A 13,094-nucleotide genomic window follows, 5' to 3' on the forward strand; every position below is an offset into this window, starting at 1 on the left:
CGCTCAGGTCAATCCTGCGTCAGGTTGACTATGACTGGACTTACTGCGCGGGGGATGGCTGGAAATGCTATGCCACTGAAGGCGTTTACATTGAGCGAGCAAAAACCTGTTCAGGCCACGCATCGGATTTGTTACGCAATGCATTTGTCTGCGTTTCTACCAAACAAGCTGGTAATGTGACATTCCGGCGGCTCGCGATGCCGGGCGAGACGTCCAGCTTGCTATTGGGTACGCGGATAAAAAAGGATCGTCGTAGCCTGACGATCCTTCGGGCGCGATCAGTTTATTTGGTCAGGATTTGGACCCAGTCTGTTACCATTGTCGAGGGTGGCTATTTCGCTGATTTCCGGCTTCTCCAGGCGGAAATCAAATACAGTAAAGTTTTCTTCAATACGCGATGGGGTAACGGATTTGGGGATCACCACCAGACCGCTGTCAAGGTGCCAACGTATAACGATTTGCGCGGGTGTTTTATCATATTTTTTCGCCAGGCGTTTAATCACCTGCTGATCAAAAATGCCTTTGCCGCCCTGCGCCAGCGGGCTCCATGATTCGGTCTGGATTTTATGCATCGCATTCCAGGTCTGTAGCTTGCGCTGCTGTAACATCGGGTGCAGCTCAATCTGATTTATTACTGGTGTTACGCCGGTTTCATCGATCAGGCGCTTGAGATGGCTTTCATGAAAGTTGCACACGCCAATACTTTTTGTCAGGCCTTGTTCCTGCAATCTGATCATCTGCTTCCAGGCTTCAACATAGTTATCTTTACCGGGACAGGGCCAGTGCATCAGGTACAGATCAACCTGCTCAAGTTGCAGCTTTTTCAGGCTGATTTTTATCGCTGAAAGAGCGTTCAGCTGGTCATCATTCCAAAGTTTGGTGGTAATGAATATTTCTTCACGCGGCAGGCCCGCCTCCTGCAACGCCTGACCAATGCCTTCCTCATTTTTATAGATAGCGGCGGTATCAATTGAACGATAGCCAATCTTAAGGGCTTTAAGTGCCGCAATTTTGGCCTCTTCAATGCTGGCCTGCCAGACGCCCAGCCCAAGCTGCGGCATCATTGTGCCATCATGCAGTTTGATAATCGGTTGTTCTGCCATGTTTCACTCCTTCATCTGCGATCAGGTCAACGCTGTGCGCCGCGTCATACGCTCTTAAGTTTAGCCGGGAAATACGCTCTCGTTTAAAGAACTTTAGATATTCGCCAACCGGCAGATTTTAATGCCTGATCCTGTCATGATATTGCCTGATCCTACGTTGAACTGGTGAATATAACAGCTTCAGGGCATGATATTCCCATTACGGAACAGGGGAATTGCAATGAACAGAGAAGCCGTTTGCGATCGGCTGGCACAGCAAGTCACCACGCTGATGACACAGCGCAAGCACGTGCAAGCTACGATACCCGACGTCTCGCTTATTTTCGTCGACGCGCCCTGCGCGCGTCGACCAGTTATGTATCAGCAGGGGATCGTTATCCTGTTTCGCGGACGTAAAACTGGCTATCTCGGCGACAAGATATTTCATTACGATCCTACGCGTTATCTGATGCTGACGGTGCCGTTACCATTTGAGTGTGAAACTTTTGCCAGCCCTCAGGAACCGTTAGCCGGTATTTCGCTGCGGGTTAATAGCCTGAAGCTACAGGATCTGCTGATGGATATAGGTGATGACAGCATCTTCAAGTCGCAGCCAATGTCAAGTGGCATTCATTCTGCTGACCTGACTGAGGAAATGCTGTGCGCAGCGGAGCGCCTGTTGGACGTGATGAGCAATCCGCGCGATGCCCGAGTACTTGGCCCGCAGCTGGTGCGGGAGATGCTTTATTATGTCCTGCTTGGCCCCTGTGGTGGCGCATTGCTAACAATGGTAAGTCGTCAGACTCAGTTTAGTCAGATTGCGCGCGCATTACACCGCATTGAGAGTCACTATGCTGAGAACCTCAGCGTGGAGCTGCTGGCATCGGAGGTTAATATGAGCGTTTCGGCGTTTCATCATAATTTTAAGGCCGTGACCAGCACTTCACCATTGCAATACCTCAAAAGCTATCGTTTACATCAGGCACGCACGCTTATGTTGTATGAGGGGTTAAAAGCCAGCGCGGCGGCAATACGCGTAGGTTATGAAAGCGCGTCGCAGTTTTCCCGTGAATTTAAGCGCTATTTCGGCGTTACGCCCGGAGAAGAGATGCTGAGAGTGCGTCAGGGGGGATAACGATCGGCTGGGAATTATACTATATCAACGAGGCGACGCCTGTCTGACGCCAATGGGGTGGGGTGTTATCGGGAAGCGCTGGGGCTTCCCGTTGTGTTCAGGACTTAGCGCGTTTTTTGTGCTTTATGACCATGGCAATGCTGCTAAGAAAGCCAACGCACAGTAGCACGACAGGGATCAGCATCAGTATCGCCATAACCTGATCTTCATGGCGTTTGATGAAAGGAACATGGCTGATTGCATAGCCAAGCGTGATAAGGATACCCACCCAAAGAAGCGCACTGAGCCAGTTGAACAGCTGAAAACGGCCTTTTTTAAGCCCTGAAATACCCGCCAGAGTGGGCAATAAGGTCCGCACGAAAGCCAGAAAACGACCGACCAGCAGCGCCATGAGACCATGGCGGTGAAACAGATTCCAGGCACGCTGATGATACTGAGCCGGCAGATGGAGCAGCCAGCTTTTTACCAGCCGTGTATCACCCAGCCATCGCCCCTGGAGGTAGCCAACCCAGCAGCCGAGACTGGCGGCTGATGTCAGAATGATCATCGTCGGCAAAAATTCCATCACGCCTTTAGATATCATTGCGCCAGCTAATAAAAGCAGGCTGTCACCGGGTAAAAAAGCCGCGGGCAGTAGACCATTCTCCAGGAGCAGCACGATAAACATGATGCCATAAACTACCCATAGCACTTCGGGATTGCTGAGCGCGGCAAAGTCCTGGTGCCACATTGCCCTTACAATCTCATGCATTACACTCATTTTTTATCCTGATTAACTGCATTTAACCCCAATGTCGAGTGCGAAGACTCAAATCAGCTGGCAAATAATATCATTTCTACAGTAATCCTGCTGGCGTCAGGCGAGGTCCTGCTAATGATAGTTGAGCCGCTGTTATTCCCTTATGTCGACAATTTCATTGCGCTGTCTCAGCGATCCTGGCAAGACCGGCGGCGAGATCGACAATGAGATCGTCGACGTGTTCCAGCCCGACATGTATCCGCACCAGAGTACCGCTGAAATCAACGCCGCCGGCGGGGCGAATTGCGGCGATTTCTTCAGGTTGATTAGCCAGTATTAGCGATTCATAGCCGCCCCACGAATATGCCATACGAAAGTGGATGAAATTATTAAGGAAGTGCGCCAGCTGCAGGGGCGTTAGTCGCTGTTTTAATATGAATGAGAACAGTCCGCTGCAGCCGCTGAAATCGCGTCGCCAGAAATCATGCCCTTTACATAACGCCAGTGCGGGATGATTTACTCGCGCCACCTGCGGATGTTCTGCCAGCCAGTTTGCTATTGCCAGACTACTATCACCATGTTGACGTAAACGAACTGCTAGCGTACGCAGACCACGGCTGGCCAAATAGGCGGTATCAGCATCAACCATCTGCCCCATCAGATAGGCCTTCTCACGTAGTTCCGGCCAGCAGCGATTATTTGCTACGGCGGTGCCAATCATTGCGTCGGAATGGCCGATAAGATACTTCGTTCCCGCCTGGATGGAAATATCCACGCCCATTTCCAGCGGACGAAAAAGCACGCCAGCCGCCCAGGTATTATCAAGGATGATGACGGTATCGGGTGCTTTGCTACGTACGGCGGCGACAATCGCGGAGACATCCTGAACCTCCATGGTGATCGAGGCGGGCGACTCCAGAAATACTACGCGGGTATTGGGACGGATAAGCGCGGCAATCTGCTCACCAATGCAGTGATCGAACCAGCTGGTTTCCACCCCCATTTTTATCAAGAGCTTGGTGCATAAATCCTGTGTTGGCTCATAAACTGCACCGCTCATCAGGATATGATCGCCGCTGCTAACAAATGCCAGGATCGTGTTTGCTACTGCGGCAGCACCACAGGGGAAAAGATAGCAACCGGCACCGCCTTCCAGCTCAGCCATCGCATCCTGAAGTGCAAAGTGGGTTAGCGTACCACGACGTCCGTAAAAGAGTTCGCGTTCGGCTCGTCCGGCCGTTGCACGCGCTTTATCGGCGACACTGTCAAAAACCAGTGAAGAAGCACGTTGAATCACGCTATTTACCGCGCCCTGCGTGTAGCGGCGATCGCGGCCGGCAGAAATAAGCACAGTTTCGATTTTTTTGCTCGTCATTCTGAACGGGTTCTGTTGGTGATGGGTTCAGGCTGAGGTTAACATGCCAGCCAGCATCAGGATATTATCATCAGAGAAAGTCAGAAATTTTGCTTAAGAAAGCGAGTGATAAAGACAAAGGGGGATGAGGAAAAAATGTTCAAAATGTAAATAGTAATGAGAACCACTATCAATTCAGGCTGATTTTGATATGATCCTCGCCGGAAATTTCAAAGTGAGACAACGTTGGAGACACAGCGTGATGAATGACTTAATGCAGACGGATCTTTCCGTCTGGGGCATGTATTTGCATGCGGATATCATTGTCAAGATAGTGATGATTGGCTTGCTACTTGCCTCTGTGGTGACCTGGGCGATTTTTTTTGGCAAATTGACCGAATTAAGTGGCGCCATAAAACGAGTAAAAAAAGAACAGAATGCGTTAGCCGACGCTCGTTCACTCGATCAGGCTGAAGAAATTAGCCGCAATTTCCACCGCAATAGCCTGTCAGCGCGATTGATTAAAGAGGCGCAGGATGAGTTTGCGTTATCGCAGGGAAGTCAGGATAACGAAGGAATTAAAGACCGCACCGGTTTTCGCCTTGAGCGCCGCGTAGCGGCTTTTAGCCGCTACGCGGGACGTGGAAACGGCTTTCTGGCCACGATTGGCACCATAGCGCCTTTTGTGGGGCTGTTTGGCACCGTGTGGGGCATTATGAACAGTTTCATCGGTATTGCACAAACGCAGACCACCAACCTTGCAGTGGTTGCGCCGGGGATCGCTGAAGCGCTGTTGGCAACGGCGATTGGACTGGTTGCGGCTATTCCTGCGGTGGTTATCTACAATGTTTTTGTACGCATGATAGCCGGCTATAAAGCCTCTCTTGGCGATGTCGCCGCCCAGATTATGTTGCTGCAAAGTCGCGATATCGACCTGAAGACGTCATGTCAGCTGGCACAGGCGAAGGTCACTCAAACGCTGCGCGTGGGGTAAGTTTATGGCATTGCGCTTGAACGACGATCTCGATGACAACGGTGAAATGCATGAAATCAACGTGACACCGTTTATTGATGTCATGTTGGTTCTGCTCATTATTTTCATGGTTGCCGCACCGCTTGCTACCGTAGACATACGCGTTAATTTGCCGCCATCTACCAGCACACCGCAGCCACGTCCTGAGAAGCCAGTTTACCTGTCGATTAAAGCCGATAAACAGCTGTTTATTGGTAACGATCCGGTCACTCCTGAAACGCTGGTTAACGTGCTGAATGCGCAAACCGCAGATAAAAAAGACACCACCATCTTTTTCCAGGCGGATAAGAGCGTAGACTACGAAACGCTGATGAGTGTTATGGACCAGCTACGCCAGGCGGGTTATCTGAAAGTGGGTCTGATGGGAATGGAAACCGTCGCGCGCAATTAAGTGATGGTATATCTGTAACCTCATACGACAAAAAACACCGGCTCTGGTTAATGCTTGTCAGGTAAGCTTCGAAGGTAGCCGTAACGAGTAGCGTTACGGCTTCTTTTTTTACCGCTGAAGCGTCGTGCTCCGCCTGCGAATTGACATAACAGAATTTTCTGCCATTACTCGTATCTCATTGACTCTCTGTCGCATTTTTGCTGCTAATAACACTGCTAATTGACTTGTGTCGTGAGGTAGGTAATGCCAGTTCGTTGCCGCCCGGACTATCATTGCCATGCTCCGGGTGTTGCTTGATCAGTTCATGGGAGGAGAGCTGGAAGCACTCCTGGTGTCAGTTAAGGAGGGCAGCGGAAATCGTTTAAAAAAAACCGTAATCCCTGAGAGATTACGGATTTTCAGACCATTTTTAGCCTGTTCAATCGCTCTTTAATCGATGGGCACCACTATGCTGTAATGGCATGAGTTTGCAGACGTTCATTTAGCCGCACCAGTATTCGCCGATGGTGTGTGCGCTAACTTACTGTGTACCGCCTGGCCATCAGTTTGCTGTGGAGCCTGATACTGTTTTAACAGACGTTTAATGCACAACGTGCCTATCAGGCCACAGATAGCAGCAAACGTTATCCAGACACCGGGCATGGCTTTATCGCCGGTGGTGTGGATCAGATAGCTGGAGATCGCCGGTGTAAAACCGCCGAACAGCGCCGTCGCGAGGCTATACGCCAGCGAAAAGCCCGCAGCACGCACCTCTGCGGGCATAATCTCTGCCAGATATACCACCATTGCACCGTTATAGCTGGCATAAAGAAAGGATAGCCACAGTTCAGCAACCAGCAGATGAGTAAAGCTCGGCGCATTGACCAGCCAGTATAATACCGGCCATGAAGTTAACGCGGCCAGTATGGTGAAGGTGATCAATAGGGGACGGCGTCCGATCCTGTCAGAGAGGGAGCCCATTACCGGTAGCCAGATGAGGTTTGACAGGCCAACGCAGAGCGTAACAAAAAAGCTCTGTCTGTCGCTCATCATCAGAACGGTTTTACCAAATGTGGGAGTAAACGCGGTAATGGCGTAGAACATCACGGTAGTGGTCACTACCATCAACATGCCTGACAGCACCAATGCCCAATTGCTGGCAACTGAGCGTATAATCTCGCCCATCGAGGGATGATGTTTACGTTTACTGAAGGCTTCGGTTTCTGCCAGCATGCGCCGGATCCAGAACAGAAATGGCACGATCATGCAGCCAATAACAAAGGGGAGGCGCCAGCCCCATTCGGTCACCTGATCTTTTTCCAGAATATGGTTCAACGCCAGGCCAAGTAGCGCAGCAAAAATCACCGCTATTTGTTGGCTACCCGATTGCCAGCTGACATAGAAGCCCTTACGCTCTTTGGGCGCGATTTCGGCGAGATAAACCGACACGCCACCCAACTCCACACCGGCGGAAAATCCCTGAAGTAAGCGTCCTAAAAGGATCAGGATGGGCGCTGCGATCCCCAGCGTGTTATAGCCGGGTGCGCAGGCGATGGTTAGTGTTCCTATTGCCATCAGACTAAGGGTCAGCAGCAGGCCCTTACGGCGGCCGTAATGATCAATATAGGCGCCCAGGATGATGGCACCCAATGGCCGCATCAGGAATCCGGCACCGAAGGTCATAAGCGTCATCATCAGCGATGCGTAAGGATCGTCACCAGGGAAAAAGGTTTTAGCGATAGCGCTGGCATAGTAGCCAAACACCATGAAGTCATACATCTCCAGAAAGTTACCGCTGGTAACGTTGAAAATAGTCTTTGCGCCGTTCTGCTTTGGCGTGGTCGTTGTGCTCTGTATTGTCATTATGCTTCCTGATTTCCTTGCGATTAACGTCCTTTTTTAGCGAGCGGTTGAGCATTCTGTTGTGAGCCATGTCACCGTTAGCCATTTACATTCGCGAGTAATTAGTAACAATCTATTAACAAGCATGCTACGTAATGGCTAAAATGACAGATCTACTATCACGCTATCGCTATAGCTGCCGATAGCCGGTGTTGCCTGAGCAGAAAGTATAGCGGCGGTGTAATTATAGGTCTTTATCTGCCCGTCGGTACTGGTGCTGCTCGCGGTGCTGCTGGCAACCCGTTCCGTTCCCGTTGGTCCCCAGCGATTGCTGCTGCTGCCTTTGTAGATCTCATAAGCCAGCAGGTTAGTGCCGTTTGCCATATAGCGCTGATTATTATTGGCGTGCCTGCCATTGCTCAGACCGATGCTATAAGTACTGCCTTTACTACAAACCACGCTGAGTGACTGCGAAATGCTGGCAAAGCGGTCGACCAGCGGGGCGCTGCCAAAGTTAATATCTGGGGCGCTAATCGTCGTGCAGTCATTAGTAATATTCATCGTGACCGTCACAGGCACCACAGTCGTATCGATCTGAGGCGTCAGGCAGATATTCAGTAAACCGATGCTAGTACAGATATTGTAGGAAACCTGTACGCTCAATCTCACTTGATAGTTGCCTGCGGACACCACGGCTCCGGGAACTGTGCGTAAATAGACAGGGATGATGAAATTTTTACCGCTGAGGATAAGAGAGAGCAGATCGGTTGATCTCAGGGTGATCGTACTGGCGGGATTAATCGTTAGCTCGTTACCACAATTGGGTGTCAGGCAGAGCTGAACCGGAATGCTGTCACTGCCAGACGCACCCGTTTGCATAACGCCGCGCGAGCCGTTGCTAAAGGTGGCGCTCAACAGTCGCAACGAAATAGCATCGCTGGAAAGCAATCCCAGTGTCAACCCGGCACCACAGTCGACCTGAATTGCTGAAGCAGTGGTGTTGAGTGTACTGTTGATATTGAAAGTGGTGACGGTACCAAATGCCGCGCTCTTTGCGGGTAAGCTGCAACTGCCAAGTGCAGTTTTGGCACATAGCAACAGTAAAATAAGCAGGCCGTGGCGGATAGTGTTGTTGATCATGGCGGATTTCCTGAGGCAGGTGCAGTAAGAGCGCAGATATAGGGGCCGTATGTATTCAGTGTTTGGACGGTGACGTCCGGTATGGTGACGGTGATGTCACAACGGCGTCCGTCAGGCGATACTACCCGCAGTGGATTTTCAGTTTGTAACCCTTCCAGCCAGGTAATACCGTCCCAACCAACAATTCCAGTTTGCTTATCCGGGCGCAGAACTTTGCTGGAAACTGGCAGCGGATCACCCTGACTGTCCTGCAGAATAATATTGGCAGCGCGCAGCGGTCTAATCGGGAAGTTAAGCAAATAGCCGCTCTGACGGCGCACAGAAAATCGCTGTTCGATGTTAGCGATATTGGTGGTGGCCGGTAAGTTCAGGGTGTCAATTTCGTATTTGGCCGGGTACCAGGAGCTGACGCGAGGCACCAGCAAGTAGCCGCGATCGTCGGTTGTACCCATCAGCTGGTTTTCGTAGCTGACTCTGATATTGGAATAGCCGGTTTTCACCAACACAAACGCATCATTTACCTGATTGGCGCTGAACAGGTGTCCATCCATGAGCACCAGCGATCCCATGACATCGCTCCAAAGGGTGCTGTATCGATCATCGCCATAGTAACCGCCAGCCAATTCCACATTATTATTACGCCAGTTCAGTCCGGCCTGACGATAATCACTGCTGTTGCTTTGTCGCGCCAGGGACGCATCCCAGGCCAGGCCGCCATCGGAAGGCATCGCATGGGAAACGCTCAGGCGAGGGGTGTAGCCATTCTGTCGATCCCGATCGATGCTAATGCTGGCATTACCGAGGGCGCTGAATGGAATGACCAGCGAAACGGCGCCGCTCCAGCTATCCTGCTGACGATCGTGAGTGGCGGAAATATACAGGTTGCTATTGCCCCACAAGCTGGTGCTCCATGACATATTATACAGGCTGGTACGTTCTCCACTGTTGCTAATGACGTCGATGAATGCGGCCCCCAGGCTACCGTAACGGTCGAGGGACAGGCTGGTGCTGTACTGGGTGCTACGGCGGCTGAGCGTATACTGACTGCTGGTGCCGAAGCGGCTATCCTCCTTCCGATCACCATAAAGCGCGAGATTGCTGAATTCAGCGCTACGGATGACCTGCTGAGCGCCAATGCCGAATCGGCGGTTGTTATATTGATAGCCCCAACTGTATTGCGTTCCCTGTGCACCAGACATCTGGCTACGGGTTAGCGATACGTTGAAAACGCCAGTCGCACCGGGCTTGAACTGCATGCCAGCCCCTCCCAGCATCAGACTCTCCGCGCCCTCAGCATGTGTTTCCACGGTCAGCCAGTTCGCCAGACCGTATCGGTAAGAGCCGTTAGCCGCCAGGCTACCGTAATCAAAACTTTTTAAACCATAGTTTTGTCTTAACGCCCCGGCTGAAAGCGAAAAGTCTGATAATCCGGCCTTAAGCAGTTGGCTGGAAACATAAAACGGCAGGGTCGTGGTCACGCGCCGTCCGACGGCGTCAGTGGTGACAATGACCGCATCACCGGCACCGTTGACATAGGGCATATTGGTCAGGGACCAGCCGCCGGGCTGAACCTGATTACGACTGGATCGGTAACCATTAATAAACAGATCGATTGTGGAAGGTACGGCTGCCTGACCGGCAAACGTCGGCAGTGGGTAGGTTATCAGGTCCGGGCGAATGCTGAAGTCGCGGGAGAGCTGTATGCCTCCGAGACGGACGCTGGAAGTCCAATCCATCGCGTTAGTGACCAAATCTCCAGCGCGCCAGCTGAGGGCGCGTTGCTCATTTTCGTCAGCCCACGATGTATCATAGCGCAGATAGCCAGTGGGCTGGTCAAATGCAGGGCCGGTTAGTGTCTGTTGCCAGACGCCACTGCTTGAAAACTGCCCGCGATCGCCGGACAGCCGCAGTTCATTCGAGGCGGATAGCCGGGTTCCCGAGGCGCGAGTATGGCTGGTATAAAAGTCATAATTAAGCAGCGCGCTCTCAGTGCTGCGGCCCGGGTAGCGGATGCCATTACGAATTCGTGGACCTAAGGTTTGCCCGGGTAGCCATTCCGGCGGCACTGTCAGCATCATTCGCTGGCGATCATTATCATAAACGGCTTGCATGCCGGGCGTGGCTGAAACGTCAACTTCCGCGCCGTTCAAATGAGAAGGCGCAATCCCGGCCTGAATCAGGTCAGCGGCGCGCAAAATGTAATGCCCGTTGCGAAAGATCACCTGCACGATCTTGCTGCTATCATATTCATTAATAACGAGTCCCAGCATATATTGCTGATTATGCTCATTGACCGGTGCAGCGCCTGGCGGGGGCGGAAGCGAAGACCATGTCTCGGCGCAGCATTGGTGTACAATCAGGCTGCTGATTAAGCCGCAGGCGGTGACGACATAAAGTCTGACAGTTGGTCGAGGCTGTTTATTCATTCCGCTTGCGGTGATCCTTTACTCTGCCAGTTACGGGTCGTTGAGAGCTGGGCGCTAAGCGTGTCGTGAATCGACACCGGGAAATTTAACGGAAAAGCATTTTGACTACCGGCCAGTACATATCCCAGCAGGCTACCGGAAAGCTGATGACCGGCAAGGGAAACGTTGCTGAGTCGGGCGTGACTGTTACCTCGATTATTGATAAACAGCAGCTGGCGTCCATCACGTTTGGCAATGTACCAGCTCAGTTGCGGATGCGCGCTGCTTGCTGGCAGACCCAGACCATAAACAAACAGTGGGACGGAATAGCGCATCTGAAACGTCAAACCGGTCGGTCTGGTCCCTGGGTCTGGGGGGGTTGGAATTTCATCAATCAGAATTCGGTATGCTGACTCTTTATTCGCCGGTGTAGCTTGTTGTCTGATCAAACGAATCAGCTGCCTTTTACCCGGTTCCATACGAACCATTGGTGGGCTGGCGACCACATCCTGTTGATTGCGGAACTGCTCGTTTCCGTTAACCTGACGCCAGCCGAAAATGCGCACTTGCATTAACGTTGTCGCGTCACCTCGATTCTCCAGCCATAGCTCTGTGGCCTTATCCCCTGAATCGATGACCGGATCAATGGGCCAGATCATAATCGAGTTTCCTGCCCGGACTGACGATACCAGAGCGCCCATTAATAGCAGTGACAGAATAAGGTGGCGGATAGATAAAACAGGCATAAGTACATTCCTTGTCAATTGAAGTTACCAACTCAGCGTTATTGTCAGATTGTCGGCATAGCTACCGGCGCGGTAGATGCCCTTCATTTGCAACTGGCCGTAAACCGGTAGAATGATGTTATTTGCATTGCTGTAGGTAACGGAAACGCTTTGATCGACCGGAATCTCCGACGCCGCGGTGTAGGAGGCGTTGGTAAAAATGCGATAGGGTAGTAACTCGCCAGAACGTGTATTTCGTAGATTACGTGTGCTGGTGTAATTACCCCCGCCGTTAATACTCATACTCAGCGTGGTTCCCGGGGAACAGGCGAGAGTTAGTGTGGCGTTCTGAACATAGCTGGCATTAACCGTGCGCGTACCGACACCGGGGTGAGTACCAAAATTAAGCGTACCCAGTACGCCATTAGCCGTGCCGGAAATAGCGCACCCCGCCACAATCGCAGCGCTGACCTGGAATGACTGAGTAGGCAATGCTGATAGTGGCGCAGGCAGTATAATCAGCAGCGTTATGGCGCTAAAACCGATGCAGCGCCAGAGTCCCCGGCCGTTCATCTTTCCTGACAGCCATTTAGTAGTTCACCACAACATTGATCGTATCCGTATAGGTCCCTGCAGGTATGGCGGTATTGAAATTTCCTCCGGTGATACGGCCATAAATGGGATAGTTATCACCGTTGGTGGGATCGCTGGTTCCGCTGATGACCAGGTTCGTATTATTGGCGATGGGGGTGGTATAAGCAGTGCTGCTATACAGCGTGTAAGCGATGCCTTTGGTCGCGTCTTTACCGAGCAGTAAGTAGCGTGGCTGAGCGCTTATCGATCCATACACGGTATCTGGCACTCCGTTGCTGCTGCTTAACTGTACGTTATAAGATTGGTCTGTGGTGCATTTGATCGAGATACCATTACCTTTCGATCCAACGAGTGTTGCGTTCAGCGTGCTGAAAGTCGCGGCGCTTGTGCCAAAATCAAGCGTGCCGAAGTTAACGCCGGTGGCAGCCGACTCGCCGTTCACCAGACAGCCGGACGTCAGCGTTAAGGTGGCATTAATGGTGCCGGTACTGGTTGCCGCTATTGCTGCGCTACTGAGGAGAGAGAGCAAGCCGCAAGCAGCCATATAAAGTCTTATTTTCATAAATAAACCTTATGTTTTTAGTGGTTTCATTAATTATATTTTCTGATGTTTAGTGAGGTGTTCTGACATATTATTAGTATTTTAATGGCTATAACCTACCGTTAAATAATTAT

Annotated in this window: 12 protein-coding genes; 3 read left to right on the top strand and 9 right to left on the bottom strand. The window is 51.5% G+C overall.

The window, feature by feature from the left end:
* Positions 1–278: 278 nt before the first annotated feature.
* On the bottom strand, positions 279–1,103 hold the full coding sequence (dkgA, locus tag BM191_RS04170) for a 2,5-didehydrogluconate reductase DkgA (protein WP_092875460.1): 825 nt from the start codon (positions 1,101–1,103) through the stop codon (positions 279–281).
* Between the two features lie 220 nt (positions 1,104–1,323).
* On the opposite strand from dkgA, the gene BM191_RS04175 reads away from it, so the two are divergent.
* The gene (locus tag BM191_RS04175; RefSeq protein WP_092875463.1) at positions 1,324–2,217 is read left to right on the top strand and encodes an AraC family transcriptional regulator; all 894 of its coding nucleotides are present in this window, start codon (positions 1,324–1,326) and stop codon (positions 2,215–2,217) included.
* Positions 2,218–2,314: 97 nt separating this feature from the next.
* On the opposite strand, the gene BM191_RS04180 is transcribed toward BM191_RS04175, so the two are convergent.
* Positions 2,315–2,977: a DedA family protein gene (locus BM191_RS04180; RefSeq protein WP_092875465.1), complete on the bottom strand. Its 663-nt coding sequence runs from the start codon at positions 2,975–2,977 to the stop codon at positions 2,315–2,317.
* A gap of 154 nt (positions 2,978–3,131) precedes the next feature.
* Positions 3,132–4,331 carry a cystathionine beta-lyase gene (gene metC / locus BM191_RS04185; RefSeq protein ID WP_092875467.1) on the bottom strand — a complete coding sequence of 400 codons (1,200 nt, stop codon included), beginning with the start codon at positions 4,329–4,331 and terminating at the stop codon, positions 3,132–3,134.
* A 238-nt stretch (positions 4,332–4,569) separates the two neighbouring features.
* Between metC and exbB the strand changes: the two genes are divergently transcribed.
* Positions 4,570–5,304 carry a tol-pal system-associated acyl-CoA thioesterase gene (gene exbB / locus BM191_RS04190; RefSeq protein WP_092876152.1) on the top strand — a complete coding sequence of 245 codons (735 nt, stop codon included), beginning with the start codon at positions 4,570–4,572 and terminating at the stop codon, positions 5,302–5,304.
* Positions 5,305–5,308: 4 nt separating this feature from the next.
* The gene (gene exbD / locus BM191_RS04195) at positions 5,309–5,734 is read left to right on the top strand and encodes a TonB system transport protein ExbD (protein WP_092875469.1); all 426 of its coding nucleotides are present in this window, start codon (positions 5,309–5,311) and stop codon (positions 5,732–5,734) included.
* Between the two features lie 477 nt (positions 5,735–6,211).
* On the opposite strand, the gene tcuC is transcribed toward exbD, so the two are convergent.
* From tcuC to BM191_RS04225, 6 genes are all read right to left on the bottom strand, one after another.
* The gene (gene tcuC, locus BM191_RS04200) at positions 6,212–7,576 is read right to left on the bottom strand and encodes an MFS transporter (protein ID WP_092875471.1); all 1,365 of its coding nucleotides are present in this window, start codon (positions 7,574–7,576) and stop codon (positions 6,212–6,214) included.
* Positions 7,577–7,714: 138 nt separating this feature from the next.
* Complete coding sequence (locus tag BM191_RS04205; RefSeq protein WP_092875473.1) at positions 7,715–8,695, bottom strand: Csu type fimbrial protein; 981 nt, start codon at positions 8,693–8,695, stop codon at positions 7,715–7,717.
* Positions 8,692–11,121, bottom strand: a complete 2,430-nt coding sequence (locus tag BM191_RS04210) for a fimbria/pilus outer membrane usher protein (RefSeq protein WP_092875475.1) — start codon at positions 11,119–11,121, stop codon at positions 8,692–8,694. Before BM191_RS04210 ends, BM191_RS04205 begins: the two co-directional genes overlap by 4 nt.
* Positions 11,118–11,846 carry a fimbrial biogenesis chaperone gene (locus tag BM191_RS04215; protein ID WP_092875477.1) on the bottom strand — a complete coding sequence of 243 codons (729 nt, stop codon included), beginning with the start codon at positions 11,844–11,846 and terminating at the stop codon, positions 11,118–11,120. The genes BM191_RS04210 and BM191_RS04215 overlap by 4 nt, the downstream gene beginning before the upstream one ends.
* 24 nt (positions 11,847–11,870) lie before the next feature.
* Positions 11,871–12,398: a Csu type fimbrial protein gene (locus tag BM191_RS04220; RefSeq protein ID WP_092875480.1), complete on the bottom strand. Its 528-nt coding sequence runs from the start codon at positions 12,396–12,398 to the stop codon at positions 11,871–11,873.
* A gap of 16 nt (positions 12,399–12,414) precedes the next feature.
* Entirely contained in the window at positions 12,415–12,981 is a 567-nt protein-coding gene (locus BM191_RS04225) for a Csu type fimbrial protein (RefSeq protein ID WP_092875482.1), read from the bottom strand.
* Positions 12,982–13,094: the final 113 nt, after the last annotated feature.

It is taken from the genome of Izhakiella capsodis (assembly GCF_900115045.1).
In the GTDB taxonomy this organism is placed as follows: Bacteria; Pseudomonadota; Gammaproteobacteria; order Enterobacterales; family Enterobacteriaceae; genus Izhakiella; species Izhakiella capsodis.

Excerpts from the sequence above, each read along its gene's own strand:
- exbD (WP_092875469.1), top strand. The coding sequence starts at position 5,309 with ATGGCATTGCGCTTGAACGACGATCTCGATGACAACGGTGAAATGCAT.
- BM191_RS04225 (WP_092875482.1), bottom strand. The coding sequence starts at position 12,981 with ATGAAAATAAGACTTTATATGGCTGCTTGCGGCTTGCTCTCTCTCCTC.
- BM191_RS04215 (WP_092875477.1), bottom strand. The coding sequence starts at position 11,846 with ATGCCTGTTTTATCTATCCGCCACCTTATTCTGTCACTGCTATTAATG.
- BM191_RS04220 (WP_092875480.1), bottom strand. The coding sequence starts at position 12,398 with ATGAACGGCCGGGGACTCTGGCGCTGCATCGGTTTTAGCGCCATAACG.
- tcuC (WP_092875471.1), bottom strand. The coding sequence starts at position 7,576 with ATGACAATACAGAGCACAACGACCACGCCAAAGCAGAACGGCGCAAAG.
- BM191_RS04180 (WP_092875465.1), bottom strand. The coding sequence starts at position 2,977 with ATGAGTGTAATGCATGAGATTGTAAGGGCAATGTGGCACCAGGACTTT.
- BM191_RS04175 (WP_092875463.1), top strand. The coding sequence starts at position 1,324 with ATGAACAGAGAAGCCGTTTGCGATCGGCTGGCACAGCAAGTCACCACG.
- metC (WP_092875467.1), bottom strand. The coding sequence starts at position 4,331 with ATGACGAGCAAAAAAATCGAAACTGTGCTTATTTCTGCCGGCCGCGAT.
- BM191_RS04210 (WP_092875475.1), bottom strand. The coding sequence starts at position 11,121 with ATGAATAAACAGCCTCGACCAACTGTCAGACTTTATGTCGTCACCGCC.
- BM191_RS04205 (WP_092875473.1), bottom strand. The coding sequence starts at position 8,695 with ATGATCAACAACACTATCCGCCACGGCCTGCTTATTTTACTGTTGCTA.
- dkgA (WP_092875460.1), bottom strand. The coding sequence starts at position 1,103 with ATGGCAGAACAACCGATTATCAAACTGCATGATGGCACAATGATGCCG.